General features: G+C 54.0%; 13 protein-coding genes. 7 read left to right on the top strand and 6 right to left on the bottom strand.

All coding sequences use genetic code 11. From position 1 onward, the window contains the following. Positions 1–26 precede the first annotated feature (26 nt). The gene (locus tag DS878_RS00285) at positions 27–1,709 is read left to right on the top strand and encodes a metallophosphoesterase family protein (protein WP_113813947.1); all 1,683 of its coding nucleotides are present in this window, start codon (positions 27–29) and stop codon (positions 1,707–1,709) included. Here DS878_RS00285 and DS878_RS00290 read toward each other — a convergent pair. The 6 genes from DS878_RS00290 to DS878_RS00315 all read right to left on the bottom strand — a co-directional run bounded on the left by DS878_RS00290 (position 1,706) and on the right by DS878_RS00315 (position 10,730). Continuing rightward, a complete protein-coding gene (locus DS878_RS00290; RefSeq protein WP_113813948.1) occupies positions 1,706–2,686 on the bottom strand; it encodes an NAD(P)H-dependent flavin oxidoreductase in 981 nt (326 codons plus the stop codon). The genes DS878_RS00285 and DS878_RS00290 overlap by 4 nt on opposite strands. Positions 2,687–2,750: 64 nt before the next feature. Beyond that, positions 2,751–4,553 carry an acyl-CoA dehydrogenase gene (locus tag DS878_RS00295; RefSeq protein ID WP_113813949.1) on the bottom strand — a complete coding sequence of 601 codons (1,803 nt, stop codon included), beginning with the start codon at positions 4,551–4,553 and terminating at the stop codon, positions 2,751–2,753. 61 nt (positions 4,554–4,614) lie between these two features. Further along, positions 4,615–5,799, bottom strand: coding sequence for an acetyl-CoA C-acyltransferase (locus tag DS878_RS00300; RefSeq protein ID WP_113813950.1), 1,185 nt, complete (start codon positions 5,797–5,799; stop codon positions 4,615–4,617). Positions 5,800–6,015: 216 nt separating this feature from the next. After that, on the bottom strand, positions 6,016–8,109 hold the full coding sequence (locus DS878_RS00305; RefSeq protein ID WP_113813951.1) for a 3-hydroxyacyl-CoA dehydrogenase NAD-binding domain-containing protein: 2,094 nt from the start codon (positions 8,107–8,109) through the stop codon (positions 6,016–6,018). A 183-nt stretch (positions 8,110–8,292) separates the two neighbouring features. Next, entirely contained in the window at positions 8,293–9,087 is a 795-nt protein-coding gene (locus tag DS878_RS00310) for an IclR family transcriptional regulator (RefSeq protein ID WP_261977551.1), read from the bottom strand. A gap of 281 nt (positions 9,088–9,368) precedes the next feature. Next, entirely contained in the window at positions 9,369–10,730 is a 1,362-nt protein-coding gene (locus DS878_RS00315) for a hypothetical protein (RefSeq protein ID WP_113813953.1), read from the bottom strand. 259 nt (positions 10,731–10,989) lie between these two features. Here DS878_RS00315 and DS878_RS00320 point away from each other — a divergent pair, with 259 nt between their 5' ends. The 6 genes from DS878_RS00320 to DS878_RS00345 all read left to right on the top strand — a co-directional run bounded on the left by DS878_RS00320 (position 10,990) and on the right by DS878_RS00345 (position 18,775). Then, complete coding sequence (locus DS878_RS00320; protein WP_113813954.1) at positions 10,990–12,159, top strand: acyl-CoA dehydrogenase; 1,170 nt, start codon at positions 10,990–10,992, stop codon at positions 12,157–12,159. A gap of 31 nt (positions 12,160–12,190) precedes the next feature. Further along, entirely contained in the window at positions 12,191–13,387 is a 1,197-nt protein-coding gene (locus DS878_RS00325; RefSeq protein WP_113813955.1) for an acyl-CoA dehydrogenase family protein, read from the top strand. Between the two features lie 10 nt (positions 13,388–13,397). Next, a complete protein-coding gene (locus DS878_RS00330; protein ID WP_113813956.1) occupies positions 13,398–14,540 on the top strand; it encodes an acyl-CoA dehydrogenase family protein in 1,143 nt (380 codons plus the stop codon). A gap of 110 nt (positions 14,541–14,650) precedes the next feature. Beyond that, the gene (locus DS878_RS00335) at positions 14,651–15,412 is read left to right on the top strand and encodes a class II aldolase/adducin family protein (protein ID WP_113814282.1); all 762 of its coding nucleotides are present in this window, start codon (positions 14,651–14,653) and stop codon (positions 15,410–15,412) included. 133 nt (positions 15,413–15,545) lie between these two features. Next, entirely contained in the window at positions 15,546–16,745 is a 1,200-nt protein-coding gene (locus tag DS878_RS00340) for a TAXI family TRAP transporter solute-binding subunit (protein WP_113813957.1), read from the top strand. A gap of 95 nt (positions 16,746–16,840) precedes the next feature. Continuing rightward, complete coding sequence (locus tag DS878_RS00345; RefSeq protein ID WP_113814283.1) at positions 16,841–18,775, top strand: TRAP transporter permease; 1,935 nt, start codon at positions 16,841–16,843, stop codon at positions 18,773–18,775. The last annotated feature ends 21 nt before the right edge of the window (positions 18,776–18,796 follow it).

Below are 18,796 nucleotides of genomic sequence, written 5' to 3' on the forward strand. Positions count from 1 at the left end.
TTCATTGACCGCAGGAAGTGAACCGAATGAATCCGATGTTTCCCAAAATGGCTCTGACTGTGAGTATTCTTGCTCTCGCAGGATGCAATGGTGGTTCCGACTCGTCATCAACAGCTGACGCCGATGCCTCATCCGCGGAAAGTCACTTTCGTGTTTTACCCTATGTTCAGAATCCGTCGTCTACTGCCATAACAGTAAGCTGGTTCAGCGATTCAGCAGAGCCGGGCACGGTTTCTGTCGACGGCATAGGATCCTTCACATCTGAACCCCGGCTCGCAGAAGCACTGACCTATGGTACGTCTGAAGTAGACTATATACATGGCGACTCAAACTTCGGAGAAATACACAGTGATGTGGCGGATGGCGAAGCTCCAGGGCTCAGCTATAAGCATTACGCCCGAATCACAAGACTTGCACCGGATACGTCCTACGATTATTCAGTAGAGCAACCGGGAGCAAGCATTTTTTCTTCGACATTCAGCACAGCACCTATTCAGGGAAGCCGTGAAGCTGTCAGGTTCATTACTATGTCAGACATGGAGACAGAGCCTGAGTCAACGCAAAAAACCGTCCGGTGGACCGCCAGCGCTCTGGCTATCGGGGGTGATAAACTCGGGACAGATCCTGACACCTACACCCGCCAATATCCGGTCGACCAGACAACCGGCTACAAAGCAAACCTGGTTTATGCAACGGAGCGAAATCCGGATTTCTGGGTAATTGCAGGCGACCTCGTTGAGAAGGGCGGTCGCCAGTTGGACTGGGATGAGTTCTGGAGACACAGTGCTGGCGAGTGGGGCACACTGGCGTCTACCACGCCTATATTCCCTGCTCTGGGCAATCACGAGAACTACTGGCACCCGGATGCGCCCGGTTACAATTCAGAAGCTTCCATGCTGTCTTACGACAAATGGAATACCTACTGGGATCTTCCAACAAACTACGCAACCGATGAGCGCTATGAGAAACGCTTCTATCGCGTTGATTATGGCCCTGTAACCCTAATCACTCTTGACTCATCAAATGGTAACGACGCTGACCCAGATCAGGATACCAACCTGTATATTGACGGCATTGAGTCACGAGTCCCCGACTTCAACCCGGGAAGCGAACAGTGGAACTGGGCAATACGCGAACTCGCCAATGCCCATGCCAAGGGCCAGATCATTTTTGTACAGTTCCATCACACCGCATTTGGTACCGGTGTTCATAGCCTGCCCTCGGGCTCTGCAGGTATCGCCAACGGAGAAGATAACCAATCCGGTGTGCCTATGCGGGTGTATCAGGACCTGTTCGAACGCTATGGAGTAACGGCGGTACTCTCCGGGCACGACGAACTGGTGGAATATGTGAACATCAATGGCGTGAGCTACTGGGACGTCGGCTTTGCCGGTGACGGCCTCCGGGGCCCGGGCTACCCACCGACAACGGACTATGTTCCATTCGATCTCTTGCCTGCAGAAGCTCAGGAAACCCATTGGAGCGCCCACGGCGATGCTCCGGAGATCTGGAACGGCGATCAGCTTATTGACGGAGGCAAACACTATGGATTTCTTGAAGTTGATGTACGCCCTTCAGGCGACTACAACTATGAAGTCATCATGACGCCACGCTATGTTTTCCCGATAACAGATGAGGCCGGTAGTCCGACGGGGGAATTCGAACACCGGCAATACAACAATGTGGTTCGGGTTATCGTAGAACGCTAGTCTTCCAGAAAACCCGTCAGGCGCTGGCGCACAATGGTTTCAGCTTCGGCCATGATATTCCGGATCAGCTCGTCGCAGGTCGGAATATCATGAATCAGCCCCGCCACCATGCCGCAACTCCAGGCTGCCTCGTCCATTTTTCCTTCCTGAAGTACGAGGCGGCCTTTCGCACCGGTTACCAGATGACGAATGTCATCAATGGTTTCCGCCTCGCCTTTCTCTTTTTCAATACGGATGATTTCCTTTACAGCGGCGTTATTCAGAACCCTTTCCGTGTTACGAAGGTTGCGCATGATCAGCCTGGTCTGCAGCTCATCGGCTTCTACAATTGCCTGCTTGACGTTATCGTGAATGGGGGCATCCTTGGTAGCAAGAAACCGGGTTCCCATATTCATGCCTTCTGCACCCAGAGCCATGGCAGCAACCAGGCTACGACCATCCGCCATACCGCCAGAGGCAACAAACGGGATTTTCAGTTCCTCCGCTGCACAGGGTAACAGAATAAAGTTCGGGATGTCGTCTTCACCAGGGTGGCCAGCACATTCAAAGCCATCAACACTGACCGCATCACAGCCAATCCGTTCTGCTTTCAGGGCATGGCGTACGGAAGTACATTTGTGAATCACTTTAATGCCGGCAGCCTTCAGCTGAGGCATGTATTTTTCCGGACTGCGACCTGCCGTTTCAACAACCTTTACACCGCCCGCAATAATCGCATCGATATACTCAGGATAAGGCGGCGTACTGAATGACGGCAGAAAGGTGAGGTTCACACCAAACGGTTTGTCGGTCATCTCGTGGCACCGGGCAATCTCCCGCGCCAGGTCTTCCGGTGTGGGCTGGGTAAGCCCGGTGATGATACCCAGCCCACCGGCATTGGAGACGGCTGACGCCAGTTCGGCATAGCCAACATGGTGCATGCCCCCCTGAATGATCGGGTGACGGATACCAAACATCTCGGTGATTCTGGTCTTCATGATCGTTTTCCTGTGTCGTCACTTGAATGAACGCAAAAGTGTTCGTCGGGGCGCCGCCTGATGTCTAGAACTGATCCTCATGGATCTCCAGAGCTGTCGTATCGACAGCTTTCAACAATTCTGCAGAACTCAGCACGCAGGGCAGTTCGTAGCGGGCAAAATACTCGCAGGCTCTGATCTTGCCTTCGTAAAACGCCGGTGTCTGCTCACCTTTTCCAGCCAGGCCTGCTAGGGCTTTGATGCCCTGGCGAAGCCATATCCAGCCAACCACAACATGACCAAAGGCATCCAGATACAAGGTTGCATTCGCAAGCGCCTTCTCTTTGTCTCCGCTGGTCTTCTCTTCATTGATAACGTGTGTGACTTCGGTTATTGCCGCGACCGCCCGCTCAAGACGATCCGCAGAATCTGCAAGCCGGGGTTCCTGCCGGGCGTCAGAAATAGTCGATTCAATCCGGTTCATCAATTCCTGGTAAAACTCGCCACCAGCCATTGAGACCTTGCGGCCCAGCAGGTCAATCCCCTGAATACCATGAGTGCCTTCATGAATCATGTTCAGCCGGTTATCCCGGAAAAACTGTTCTACCGGGTATTCCCGGGTGTAGCCGTAGCCACCATGCACCTGGATCGCCAGGCTATTAGCCTCAAGGCAATAACGTGAAGGCCAGGATTTGATGACAGGCGTCAGCAAGTCGAGCAGGCCGGCAGCGAGGTTGCGCTGCTCATCTGTGGCGGCAAACTTCTTCTCATCCAGCAGCATGGCGCCCTGCAGACACAGTGCCAGCCCACCTTCCACATAGGCTTTCTGGGCCAGCAACATACGGCGGATATCCCCGTGCCTGATCAATGGCACCTGGGGTGTAGCCGGGTCTTTTTCCCCAACGGGTCTGCCCTGGGTACGTTCCCGCGCGTACTCAAGCGCGTGCAGGTACCCCGTATAGCCAAGCATGACAGAGACAAGACCAACGCCGACACGGGCTTCATTCATCATATGGAACATGGCTGCCAGCCCCTTGTTGGGCTCACCCACCAAATATCCGACCGCGCCGTCTTTTTCACCGAAGTTGAGCATGGTAGACGTGGTACCCCGGTATCCCATCTTGTGGATCAGGCCCGCCAGCGCAACATCATTCCGCGCGCCAAGACTGCCATCATCATTCACCAGGATTTTAGGTACCAGAAACAGGGATATACCCTTAACGCCCGGAGGCGCATCAGGTAAACGGGCGAGCACCATGTGAATGATATTCTCACTCAGTTCGTGGTCGCCGCCAGAGATAAAAATCTTGTTACCAAACAGGCGATAGGTGCCATCAGCCTGGGGCTCTGCGCGAGTGCGCAGATCGCCCAGGGACGAGCCCGAGTGGGGCTCGCTCAAACACATGGTGCCAAAAAACCGGCCGGCTATCATCGGCTCAGCAAATCGCGCCTGCTGTTCCTGCGAACCCTGAACCATTATCAGATTGGCCGCGGCAATAGTCAGCCCCGCGTAGGCATAGGTGCTAACGTTAGCACCTCTCAGCACCGCTACACACATCTGGGTCACGGCTGCCGGCAACTGCATACCGCCACGCAGGTAATCCTGCCCGGCCGCCATCAACCCGGTGTCTTTCAGCACATCCAGGGCTTCTTTAACTTCCGGACGCATCTCCACCCGCCCGTTCTCGAAACGAGGCTCCTCCTCGTCAACCAGACGGGCATGTGGTGCGAACTCCTCAGCCGCAACCTTCAGCGCAAGATCAAGCGCAGCCTGAAGCGTTTCCCGGCTGTGATCAGCGTAGCGTTCAAAACCGAGGCACTGCTCTACGTCACAGAATTCAAAGAGCTGGAATGCCAGATCCTGCGGATTGATGATTTTTTGTTGCACGTTTTGACACCTTTACCATGTTTTTTGTTTTTGATTCCGGGCTTCAGGATCAGCTTGCTGATCAAACCACCTCAAACAGCCCCGCAGCACCCTGACCGCCGCCGATGCACATGGTCACCACAACGTATTTCGCACCACGACGCTTACCTTCGATCAAAGCATGGCCTGTGAGACGGGAACCGGTAACACCGTATGGGTGGCCAACAGCAATGGAGCCGCCGTTAACATTAAGTTTCTCCATGGGAATACCAAGGCGATCACGGCAGTACACCACCTGGGATGCAAACGCTTCATTCAGTTCCCACAGATCAATGTCATCCATGGTCAGACCGTTGCGCTCAAGCAGGCGGGGAATGGCAAACACCGGCCCGATACCCATTTCATCCGGCTCACACCCTGCCACGGCAAAACCGCGGAAGATGCCCATAGGCTCGATGTTGTTTTTCTCGGCATAGGTGCTGTTCATCACCGTGCAGACAGAAGCACCGTCAGACAACTGGCTGGCATTACCAGCGGTAACGAAATTACCTTCTCCACGAACGGCATTCAGCCCCTGCAGACCTTCAAGCGTGGTGTTTGGGCGGTTGCACTCATCCTGGGTAAGAGTGACATCTTTCTGACTCACTTCACCGGTTTCTTTATCCTTCACCAGCATGGTCGCATCGAACGGAACAATCTCGTCATCAAACCGGCCCGCCTGTTGCGCAGCGGCCGTGCGCTGCTGAGAAATCAGCGCGTACTCATCCTGGGATTCACGGCTGACGCCATAGCGTTGGGCTACGATATCCGCTGTTTCAATCATCGAGAGATACAGCTCCGGCTTATTCTTCATCAGCCATTCATTCGCAGCGTGATAGCTGTTGATCTTATCGTTCTGTACCAGAGAGATAGATTCCACACCGCCTGCCACCATTACAGGCACCTTCTCGGAGACTACACGCTGCGATGCAATAGCAATCGATTGCAAACCGGAACTGCAAAAACGGTTAATCGACAGGCCAGCTGTCGTCACAGGCAAACCTGCACGAATCGCAGCCAGACGCGCCATGTTCTTGCCTTGAGCGCCTTCGTGAAACGTGGCCCCAAGAATCACGTCTTCAACAATCGCGGGGTCAATACCCGCACGGGCAACCGCGTGTTTAATCACATGTCCGGCAAGATCCACACTGTGCGTGTTGTTCAAGGCGCCCCGGTAGGACTTCCCAAGGCCGGTACGAGCGGTAGAAACAATAACTGCATCTGACATAAGAGTTACCTTAAAATTAGAATAGGTTGTCTACCCCTCAATCGGGATAGAGCAGAGATACAAATCAAGTGTTCAGATCGGCCGGGTGCGGGTGGTCTTTCTGCCGGAAAAAAATGTCTGAGCAAAGCGAGTTGTTTTTTCCAGAAGAAAGACCACCCGTACCCGGCCAGCCCCCGGCGCCGATGCACTCAGGGGCAGACTTGAATTACAGAAGCCTTAGAGGTCGCCGAATTTTTTCCCTTCAGCGACCAGCTTTTTCAACAGACCCGCAGGCTGCCACTGCTCACCACCCACGACATCGTGATACTTCTCAACCGCAGCCAGAATCACATCCAGACCAACCTGATCCGCCCAGAACATAGGGCCACCACGATACGCCGGGAAGCCATAGCCATAAATCCAGACCACATCAATATCCAGAGCCCGGTCAGCAATGCCCTCTTCCAGGATCTTGGCGGCCTCATTCACCATCACGTACATGCAGCGCTCAAGAATTTCCTGATCCGTAATCTCCCGGGAGCTGATGCCCTGCTCCTTCCGGAATTCCTCGATAATACGCTCAACCTCGGGATCCGGAATGGGCTTGCGGCTACCCTCTTCATACCGGTAAACACCAGCCATGGTCTTCTGGCCAAGGCGATTCTGCTCAGCAAGTTTATCCATCCAACTCACATCTACCTGCTCGCCCGCCTTGCGACGCTCTTCGCGAATCCGGTAGCCAACATCAATACCAGCCAGATCCGACATGGCGAACTGCCCCATGGGATAGCCCAGATCCGTCAGCACCTTATCAACCTGTTGTGGCGTGGCACCTTCATTGACCAGAGCCATGGCCTCGGCACCACGTCTGTGCAGCATGCGATTACCCACAAATCCGTGACAGTTGCCAACCAGCACACCCACTTTCTTGATTTTCTTGGCAACAGCCATCACCGTCGCTTTTACTTCGTCAGAAGTCTTGCTGCCCCGAACGTTTTCAAGCAGCTTCATGACGTTGGCCGGGCTGAAAAAGTGCATGCCCACAACGTCTTCAGGACGTTTGGTGGCAGATGCAATCTCGTCAATATCCAGGGTGGAGGTATTGGAAGCCAGAATGGCGCCGGGTTTACACACTGAGTCCAGCTTCGCGAAGATCTCTTTTTTGACCGCCATGTTTTCAAACACAGCCTCAATCACCAGATCAACATCTTTGAAGTCGTCATAGTTCAGACTGCCGGTGATCAGTGCCATCCGGTCTTCCACCTGTTGCGAGGTGATGCGACCCCGCTTTGCAGAGTTTTCATAGTTCTTGCGGATAATGCCCAGCCCCTTGTCCAGGGCTTCCTGCTTCATTTCCACAATGGTGACGGGGATACCGACGTTGGCAAAGTTCATGGCAATACCACCGCCCATGGTGCCCGCACCAATAACACCGACACGGTTCACATTGCGTACCGGAGTATCTTTCGGCAATCCTTTAATCTTGGAAACTTCGCGCTCTGCAAAGAATGAATGGATCAGTCCACTACGCTGGGATGAACCCATGCACTCCATAAACAGTTCGCGCTCGCGCTTCATACCTTCAGCAAATGGCAGGTTAAACGCTGCTTCAACTGCATCCACACATTTGAAAGGAGCAAACTGACCACGGGCCTTCTTTTGCAGTGCGGCACGGAACTGGTCGAAAACATCACTACCCTTGTCCGCCGCAACCTTGTCCGTCAGATCACGAACCCGGCGTACTGGACGACCCTCATCTGCAACTTTTTGTGCAAAGGCGAGGCCCGCAGCTTTAACATCATTACCTTCGTCGACAGCATCTACGATGCCCAGCGCAAGGGCTTCTTTCGCACCAACAAACTCACCAGACGTAATCATTTCCAGCGCTTTCCGGGCACCGGTCAGGCGCGGTAGGCGTTGAGTACCACCAGCACCTGGCAACAAGCCAAGTTTTACTTCCGGCAGGCCGACCTTAGCGCCGCTCAGTGCAACCCGGTAATGGCAACCGAGCGCCGTTTCCAGGCCGCCACCCAGCGCAGTGCCGTGTATAGCGGCGACAATGGGCTTGTCACTGCTTTCATACTGTTCAACTACTGCTGGCAGGCCGGGTTCCTGCATGGGCTTGCCAAATTCGCGGATATCAGCCCCTGCAATGAAAGTGCGGCCGTCACATACCAACAAAAGCACCCTGGCTTCTGAATCCTTTTGCCCCTGCTCCAGAGCAGAAACCAGACCGGAACGCACCGCATGACTGAGAGCGTTGACTGGCGGGTAGTTCACGGTAATTACGCCAATAGCACCTTCACGATTATAAGTTACGACCTCAGACATCTTCTCTCCTCGCTTTTATGGAATGTAGTTTTAACAAGCGAAACACAAGTACGATTTAATACAAAATCGCCACGGGTTTCAACCTCCAATTAAAACGGGCACAAAAAAACCGCAGAACGAGTCCTGCGGTTTTTTAAAGTCCGGGGGCAACCCCGGTTGCGAATACGTTATTCAGAAACCGGGTCAAACCCCCAATGATTCAATATCACTTGCCAGCATCGCTAACTGGTGGGCAATGGAATCCCGAAGCTTTTCCGCCGAAACCAGATAGGACGGTGCAGCGCACGTCAATGTCATGATAGTGCCATCCTGTAAATGAACAGGCACGCCAGCGGAGTTGATATTACGGTCCCACTCACCGATCGAAAGACAGAAGCCGTATTTCTTGTAATCTTCCATGGCATGATCCAGCCCTTCCTTCTTCTCGGGCCAGGCTTCCGGTCCATACTTCTGTGCCATCGACTCCTCGATAATCTTGCGCCCCTTCTCTGCAATCGCACAGTAGTAGGCCCTGCCAGCAGAGGTAGTCGCCATCGGCAGCTTGATACCTATGTCCATGCGCAGCAATGAGGCTTCCGGAGGAAGGCGGTTTTCAACATAGATCATATGAAGCCGGTCACGGCAGGTCAGACCGACAGACATATTGGTCTGGCGGGCAAATTCATCCATATAAGGCTTGGCTAACTGACGAACCTTCAGATTGGACACGTAGGCATAACCCAGCGCCAGCACGCCGGAGCTGAGCTGATACTTTTCCAGCTGAGTGTTATAGCTGAGATAGCCCAGCTTGGTCAGGGTATATGTCATGCGGGACACAGTTGGCTTGGGTAGATTGGTAAGCCGGGCGATATCCTGATTACCAAGAATTACCGAACCTTGACTGAAGGCACGCAACACATTCAGACCACGGGACAGCGCCTCGACGAATTTCCGATCCTTCTCCGGCTTCATCGGTTCGCCGTCACCAGAAGCAGCCATCAGCTCCTCCGGCCCAGTGGTTTTTCCTTTTGGCATAATGTGGCGTCCTCCAACAACGTCGCCTGCTCCCGGATTTCGGGGTATAGATACGTATGTATATAATGTGTGCAACATTTTAATCGTTGCTGATTGCAAGTACCACAAACTCCGGCCAAAACTCACATCAAAAAATGAAACACCCCTGCTACTGGCTGAGTACTGCATCCCAAAACCTGCAAACAATGACCAATGATTGGTATATTATTTTGCCTGTCAGAACGGAATCGTCTCTGAAACACGCCCTACAGAATTGCAGGTAAAACAAAAATCTCCAGTGCCAGAAGAGCCAGCAGCAATGGCACTGCTATCAGCACAAACATACCGTTCCAGCGAAAAGCCACTACCCGTCGCGGCACCTGACCAAAGCGGGAAAGCAACATGGCAGACGGTCCGAAGGGCGAAAGCATCATCGCCAGCGAAAAGCCAATCACCAGAGCAACCGCCATCAGCACCGGGTCCATGCCTTCCGCAACAAGCTGTGGCAGAAGACCGGCCTGAATGCTGAGTACTGTAATCGGGATAATCCCGATCATTGACAGCAGTGGCAGAATCAACATACCAGCCACAGCAAGCACCCACATTCCGCCCGCGGAAGCTGCAAGCCCGCTCAGGGAATCCTCCGGAATCACACTGGATATGGACACCCCAAGAATCGCTGATGCAGCAAAAATAGCCATTTCATTATTCATGGCCGAAATCTGGGTCACGCTCTCGCTGAGCACTGCCTTTGGCGACTTTTCCTGCCAGACCATATAAAGAAGAGTAATAAACGGAACAGCCATCATGGCGGCAACAGAAACTTTAAAATCAGTAAGCGCGACAATGGCAACCATCACTATGAACAGAGCCAGGATCAGCCCCAATAACAGGGGAGTGCCCGGAGGCCAACGTTCCATAGCCACTCGTTCGCTACTGACCCGACGGAATCGACGCTGCTCCAGCAACCAGCCAACCCCGACAAGAACCCCCGAAGCCGCAAGTCCGTATGGCAAAAGCAGATACCAGCTTATCTGAGGCAGCTCACGAGCCAGTATGGCTACGGCGACACTGGTTGGCGCCACAAGAGGAACAAGAGCAAAACCGCGAAGCGCGCTGATCAGGACACTACGCAGCCATTGTAAACGGGATTCACCGGTAATACCGCGCTCCCGAAGGGTATCGGAGAGGCTGCCACACAGCAGATTCATCATCCCGAAACTCAACACAGAGGCTATACCACAGCTAACCACAGCATACTTCGGGTACAACCAGAGCGCGCGCCCTCCCAGTAAAACATCGTGGATACGACTCAGCACCTCAAAACGCCGGACCAGGCACTGCATCATCCCCAGACTACCAAGAAATGCAGCGTAAAACGCGGCATCGGCAGAGGCTTTGACTAATCGGTCCAGGCCCAGCTGACCATCTACAGAAAACCATGCAGTGACTGCCAGAGAAGCCAGCAACAGAATTCGGGAATACACCTGCAAGCGCGCACCTGCCCACAGAAAACAGAAAACGAACAGCACCCCTGCAATGGCACCGAGCTGAGTGCTGGAAAAGCCTATAGCAATCAGCTCCATCAAAACTGCAAACGGTAACAGCCAGCGATCTGCAGTACTCATACTTGCTCCACCCTCGTCAAAATGACGCTGACCGAGATGGTCTCTGCTTGCATTTCACACACACCCGGATTAGTCTTTTGCCAACGCAATACAAAACACAGTTTCGCTTGATGAAACTATGCTAGCACAAATGACAAAGTAGCCCAGAATATTTTATCCCTGGGCTCCCTTTCCCGGATTCTCAACTGAAGCCGCGTGAAGGAGGTATTGAGGCTTTGATCAAACGGGCTAAACACTGATTTTACGAAGGAGAAACAACATGGCTTCTGCGCCTTGGGATGACCTGCTGCAAATTGAAAAACAACTGAATGAAACTGAGCGTCAGGTCCGGGACAGCATTCGCAGTTTCTGTGACCAGCGGCTGATGCCGGGTATTACAGAAGCCAACCGCCATGAAACGTTCGACCGCAACATCTTCAACGAGATGGGTGAACTGGGCATGCTAGGAGCCACTCTGCCGGAAGAATACGGCGGCCCGGGCCTGAACCACGTCTGTTACGGATTGATCGCCCGTGAGGTAGAACGCGTTGATTCATCGTATCGCTCTGCCTTGAGTGTTCAGTCCTCACTGGTTATCCACCCGATTCACGCCTTCGGTCAGGAAGCTTTGAAAAAACGCATCCTGCCCAAACTGGCCTCCGGCGAAATGGTCGGCTGCTTTGGTCTGACCGAGCCCAACCACGGATCCGATCCTGGCAGCATGGAAACCCGCGCCAAGAAAGTTGACGGGGGCTACCTGCTGAGTGGTTCCAAAACCTGGATCACCAACGCTCCCATTGCAGACGTATGTGTGGTCTGGGCCAAGCTGGACGGAAAAGTGAACGGTTTTGTTATTGAGCGCGAGGGCTCCAAGGGCCTTGAAACTCCGAAAATCCAGGGCAAATTCTCGCTGCGCGCATCAGAGACTGGCTCCATTTTTATGGATGAGGTGTTTGTACCAGAAGAAAACAAGCTGGAAGTAGACGGCCTGCGAGGCCCCTTCAGCTGTCTGAACAAAGCCCGCTTTGGCATCAGCTGGGGTTCACTGGGTGCGGCTGAATTCTGCTGGCATGCAGCCCGCAACTACACCCTTGAGCGCAAACAGTTTGGCAAACCTCTGGCCGCCAACCAGCTGATCCAGAAGAAGCTGGTAGACATGCAGACAGAAATCACCCTGGGCCTGCATGCAGCCCTGCAACTGGGCCGCATGATGGATGCAGGTGACGCCACCCCGGATGCAATTTCTCTGCTCAAACGTAACAACTGCGGCAAAGCACTGGATATCGCACGTGTTGCCCGTGACATGCACGGCGGCAACGGTATCTCAGACGAATACCACGTGATCCGTCATGTCATGAACCTGGAAGCCGTCAACACTTATGAAGGCACCCATGACGTTCACGCCCTGATTCTTGGCCGTGGCCAAACCGGCATCGCGGCATTTAGCTGAAACCATAAAGCCCAACACACGAGGCTACCCAATGAACATGAACTACACTAATGAGGAGCTCGCTTTCCGTAACGAAGTGCGGGCATTCCTGGAAGAGAAATTACCGGCAGACATTGCTGAAAAAGTGAAGGGGTTCCGTCACCTTTCCAAAGAAGATCATCAGCGCTGGCAACAGATTCTCAGCCGGCAAGGCTGGTACGCCACACACTGGCCGGAAGAGTATGGCGGCGTGAAGTGGACACCGGTGCAGAAACATATCTGGGATGAAGAATCCTGCCGGTATGGCGCGCCCCGTTCCATTCCATTTGGCGTAAACATGGTGGCGCCGGTTATCATCCGGTTCGGCAATGAAAAGCAGAAACAGACCTACCTGCCCCGCATCCTCAGCGGCGAAGACTGGTGGTGTCAGGGCTATTCCGAGCCTGGTGCGGGATCTGACCTGGCATCCCTGAAAACCCGGGCTGTGCGCCAGGGCGATCATTATATTGTGAACGGTCAGAAAACCTGGACCACTCTGGGTCAGTACGCCAACATGATTTTCTGCCTGGTGCGCACCAACACCGAAGTAAAGGCACAGGAAGGTATCTCTTTCCTGCTGATCGACATGAACACGCCTGGCATCACCGTGCGTCCGATCATCACCCTCGATGGCGCTCACGAAGTGAACGAAGTCTTCTTTGAAGACGTGAAAGTTCCGGTTGAGAACCTTGTAGGTGAGGAAGACAAAGGCTGGACCTACGCCAAATTCCTGCTGACTTATGAACGCACTGGCCTGGCAGGTATCGGCTTGTCAAAAGCAGCCCTGTCTCATCTCAAGGAACTTGCCTCCCGTCGCCTCAAGAACGGCCGTCCGCTCATTGAAGACACATCCTTCAGCCAGCGTATTGCCAAAGTTGAGATTGATCTTTCTGCAGCCGCTATCAGTAACCTTCGCATTATTGCCTCTGTTGAGGGTGGCGGCGTTCCGGGAGCAGAAAGCTCCATGCTGAAAGTAAAAGGCACCGAGATCCGCCAGTCTATTAACGACCTGGCACGCCGGGCTATCGGCCCCTATGCCATTCCATTTGTGGCAGAAGAGCTGAATCTTGAGCATGAAGGCGAATTCCTCTCAGACGAGAATGCCGCACCTCTGTCAGCCTACTACTTTAATAACCGCAAGCTCTCGATCTTCGGAGGGTCCAACGAGATCCAGAAGAATATCGTTTCGAAAATGATTCTTGGGCTTTAAGGAGGCGACCATGGATTTCCGACTCAATGAAGAGCAGCAGATGCTGCAGGACACCGTGGCACGTCTGGTGCGCGGTGAATACAGTTTTGAAAAACGCCTGGAATTCAGCGAAACCGAAGCCGGGTTCAGCGTAGATTTCTGGAAACAACTTGGTGAACTGGGGCTGACGGCTGTTCCCTTTCCCGAAGAACTGGGTGGTTTTGGCGGTAGCGGTGTCGAAGTACAGTCAGTTATGACCGAACTTGGCCGTGGCCTGTGCCTGGAGCCATACCTTCAGTCTGTCATTTTGGGTGGAGGCCTTATCAGCCAGGCCGGAAACGACAGCCAGAAAGAAGCCTGGCTTGAAGGTATCGCCAGTGGCGAACTGCAAGCGGCGGTCGCTCTTCAGGAGCCCCAGAGTTTCTACAATCTGAACGATGTGGAAACCCGGGCCGAAAAAAATGACAAGGGCTATCTGCTCAATGGTCGCAAGGCCGTAGTGATTGGCGGACATTGTGCGGATCTCATTCTTGTATCCGCACGCACCTCCGGCGATACCGCGGATAGCAACGGAATCAGTCTGTTTGTTTTAAAAGCCGACACAGCCGGAATTGAGCGACGGGTTTACCCGACTATTGATGGATTCAAAGGTTGTGACCTTACCCTGAACAACGTTCAGGTAGATGCTGAGGCCCTGTTAGGCGAAGAGGGCGAGGCATCCGGGGTGATTGAGTATCAGTCAGGTCGTGCCATCGCAGCACTGTGTGCTGAGGCCGTGGGCGTTATGGAGACAGCCAACGAGCTGACTCTGGACTACCTCAAGCAGCGTAAGCAGTTCGGTGTACCTATTGGCAAGTTCCAGGTATTACAGCACCGCATGGTCGACATGATGTCCGAACTGGAACAGGCCCGTTCCATGGCTATTCTTGCCGCCAGCGTGGCGGACGAAGAACAGAGCGATGAGCGCCGCCGCGTGCTGTCTGCGGCTAAAAATATTATCGGTCGCAGCGGACAGTTCATTTCCGAACAGGGCATACAGTCCCACGGTGGCATTGGTATGACATGGGAGTACAACTTTGCCCATTACGCCAAGCGCCTGATCATGATCAACCACCAACTGGGTGATGACGATTTCCATCTGGAACGCTATGCGTCCCTTTTACAGGCAAGCTAACCCCCTCAATCAGTGAGCCTGAGGCCTCTTTCTTATCAGTCGGAGGCCTTTTTCGGGGGTGGCCTTGCCCCCCCGCTTTTTGTACATAGCCAGGAAGTAAGGTGAACAACATGACAAAAAACACCTCAAGTACCGGCCCGGCCCACCGGCAAGACGCAGAGTGGCAGGTGCGCAGTGCATTAGCAGCGGCCTACCGCCTTGTCTCGCTCTTCGGATGGGACGATCTGGTCTTCACTCACCTCTCCGCCCGGGTACCTGGTCCGGAGCATCATTTTCTTATCAACCCATACGGATTGCTGTTCCACGAAATCACAGCTTCCTCTCTGGTAAAGGTAGACAGTGAAGGTCAGGTAGTGGAGTCCGGCGGACTGAGCCGGGTAAATCCTGCAGGCTTTACCATCCATAGTGCAGTGCACATGGGACGCGACGATGCCGGTGCGGTAATGCATCTTCATGCCGCAGATGGCGTCGCTGTCTCGGCTCATCGTGATGGCCTTTTACCGTTAAGCCAGACTGCGATGCTCTGCCTTGACCATCTGAGCTACCACGATTACGAAGGCGTGGCACTGAATCTGGACGAGCGTGAGCGCCTGATACGGGATCTCGGAGACAAATCCATGATGATGTTACGCAACCATGGTGTTCTGACCACCGGTAAAGACGTACCGGAAGCCTTTACGTATCTGTACTTCCTGATGAAAGCCTGCGAGATCCAGGTAAAAGCCCAGAGTTGCGGCCCGGTGTGGATGCCTTCCGAGCAGGCAATACAGACCACTGCTGAGCAGTCACAGGAACTGGGCAATGCAGCCAAGCTGACCTGGCCAGCACTGCTGCGACTGCTCGACAGAGAAAACCCCGGTTATGCGGTGTAAAAAGCGAAAAGGCAGGACAAACCTGCCTGTGTAATGGAAAACCTCACGATGTAGGTAATCTGAACCTTTTAGCCTGACTTATAAATTCAGGTCTGGCATTTCTGACACAATTAAATAAAAAAAGAGGTGGAAAATGAGCTTCAAGAACCAATGGCGACGTATCTATACTGCTGCATCCATCACCGCAGCGCTAACCATCAGCTCGGGAAGCCTTGCCCAAGGCAACGATTATGATTGGCCCAGAATGCTGGTTGTCGGTACAACGAGCACAGCGACCGGAGGCTTCGCCTCCTCCAATGCCTGGGCACCAATCCTGCAAAAACAGACTGACATGGCCGTGCGTATCATACCGGAGGACTCCGAGTTCATACGCTACAAGCGCCTGAACGTCGACAGGAATATCCATATCAGCTCGGTCAGCGCAGCGGAAGCCCGTCTTCAAACTGAAGGTCATGGAGCCTATGCCGGCACAAAGCCCGTCCCGCAGCGCATTTTGTGGCATCACAATGACACGCCCTGGGGGCTGGTCGTCGCTGGCGACTCCGAGCTCAAGACCGTTGAAGACCTGAAGAAAGGTGGCGTTCGGATGTCGGATGGCATATGGACATCCGCCATGACGACCACTGCCAGAAAGTCCCTACCCGCCTACCTGGGACTCTCGGAAGAAGAAGCACAGGAAGTCATTAGCTACGTGCCTGCCAGCAGCTACGCCGAGAACTGCCGCTCCGTCGTCGAGGGCAAGGTTGATGTTGCCTGGTGTGCAACCATCAGCGGCCTGCTGTCGGAAATGGAAGGCGCACCCGGCGGCATTCGCTGGCTCCCGATGGATTCGGACAATACCGAAGCATGGCAGCGCTACCTTGATCACAGCTCAATGGTGATTCCCACAGAAATCAGCATCGGTGTTTCCTCAGCGCACGGTATCGACGGAGCCACGTCGAACTTCGTTTATGCGGCACCGGCAGATATGGATACCGAGCTGGCCTATAACCTTGCTAAATGGTTCCACGAGTCCTATGACGACTACAAGGGTACACACCCTCTGGCCGCGCGCATGTCATTGAAGCAGTTCCGTAACTACCTCGACCGCACTCCGCTACCGGTTCACGAAGGCACAGTGAAGTATCTGCGGGAGATCGGCTCCTGGACAGAAGAGGATGATGTCTGGAACCAGCAAGCCATTGCCAAGATGGACCGCTGGATGGAGGCCCGTAAAGCCGCTATGGCAGAAGCACAGAAAAACCGGGTCAGGATGAGCTTTGATAACCCGGAGTATCTGGACATTCTGGCCAGGCATACCAAGGGCCTGGAGATTTTCAGATCCCGACTTTAATCTGCAAGCAATAACAAGCAATGGTGGGCAGCAAACGCCGCCCACCAGCCTCTTGGGGCATTGACCGTTTTATCAGTCCATTCGGGCAGCTAATCATGAACAACACATCATCTAAAGCCCAGGACACGATGCCGCAGTCGGAAGTCACACGACTCGGTGGCCTCTTTTCCTGGCAAAGCATTATCTTCGTTATTCTTTGCGTCACCGGTGTGACCGTCGGCGCAGCCTATATCTTCGGGGCAACCTGGGATAATCAGCCCCTGCTGGAGGGGCAGTACTACTGGATATTCATTGGCTGCTTCACAGCTGCTGCATATATTGCCCTCCCTGCCGCCCCGGGCCATAAAAAGGTTCCGATCTACGATATAGTTGCTGCAGTCATCGCGCTGACAGTCAGCTTTTACTTTTCCGCCCACGCATGGGAAATGGTTCAGACTGGCTGGACACACCACATTCTGGGTACGGTTATAGCGCTGTTGATGCTCGAACTGGCTCGCCGTAGCGGCGGAATCCCTTTCCTGCTGGTGGTATTGGTGCTGGGCGTCTACCCCTTGGTCGCGGACATGCTTCCTGGTCTGCTGATGGGAATCCCCTACGATTTCGAGCGCATGATGGCCGCCCACGTCTTCCGCGCAGAAGGCATGATGGGCATAACCACCAAAATCGTTGCAGAGATCACTCTGGGCTTCCTGGTCTTTGCCGGCGTGCTACTTGCCACTGGTGCGGGCGCATTCTTCATCGACCTTGCGAATGCCGGGTTTGGCCGCTACCGGGGGGGGCCCGCAAAAGTCTCTGTCGTCGCCAGCGCCTTCTTCGGCAGCTTGTCCGGATCAGTTTTTTCCAACATTGCAGGCACTGGCTCCATCACCATTCCAGCCATGAAAAAGGCAGGCTATCCGCCACACTATGCCGGTGCAATTGAAGCCTGCGCATCCATGGGTGGCGTGGTTATGCCTCCGGTTATGGGCGCCATTGCATTCGTCATGGCCATCACCATCGGCGTGGACTATGCAACAATCCTGGTCGCCGCCATCCTTCCCTCTCTGTTGTTCTACTTTGGCCTGTTGCTTCAGGTTGATGCCTATGCGGCCCGTACCGGTATGGAGGGAGTACCAAAAAGTCAGTTACCGCCGGCACGTCGGGTGTTGAAACGTGGCTGGCCGTATCTGCTGGTCATGGTGTTTCTTGTCTGGGGCTTGCTCTACATGCGCTGGGAATACTATGCGCCGTGGTATGCCAGTATATTGATGATTGCCCTGTCGTTTCTTCAGCGTGATACCTGGATGACGCCGAAAAAGACATACGAGACAGCTCGGCAAATCGGAATCCTGGTCACGCAGACAGCGGCCATCATCCTGCCTATTGCCTTCGTGGTTAGCGCGCTGACAATCACCGGTGTCACCGGCTCGCTCACTTCGGGTCTCGTGGCCATGGGAGGCGGCAACATCTATATGGTCCTCCTGTTCGGAGTACTGGCCTGCTTCATCATGGGCATGGCAGGGCTGGCAATCGTAGCTTACATATTCCTGGCCGTGACTCTGGCACCTGCCATCATTGAGGTCGGTGGCCTGAACAAGATCGCCGTGCACTTTTTCATCGTCTACTATGCGATGGTCTCGGCAATCACTCCACCGGTCGGTGCTGCAGCATTTCTGGCCGGCACCATCGCCGGCGCCAAGCCGATGCAGACCTCGTTCACTGCAATGCGGCTCGGGGTAGTCATCTATTTTGTGCCCTTGTTCTTCCTGTTCCAGCCGTCATTGGTACTGCAGGGGGACTTGATGCCGCTTACCTACCTTCTGCCCTCCATCATCGCCGGCATCATGCTTATTTGTGCCGGATTCGAAGGCTGGCTGCTGGGCGTAGGCCTGGTCAGACCGTTATTGCGGCTACCACTGGCCGCTGCCGGTTTTGCCTTCTGCTTCCCCGGACTGATGACCAGTGTCGTTGGTGGCATCATCTCCGTTGTTCTTGTCGCCATCGTTTGGCTCGACAATCGCAGGCAAGGAACGGTGATTTCAGTGAAATAGATACAATAATGGGCCGCTTCC

This window comes from Marinobacter sp. F3R11, assembly GCF_003318275.1.
Classification (GTDB): domain Bacteria; phylum Pseudomonadota; class Gammaproteobacteria; order Pseudomonadales; family Oleiphilaceae; genus Marinobacter.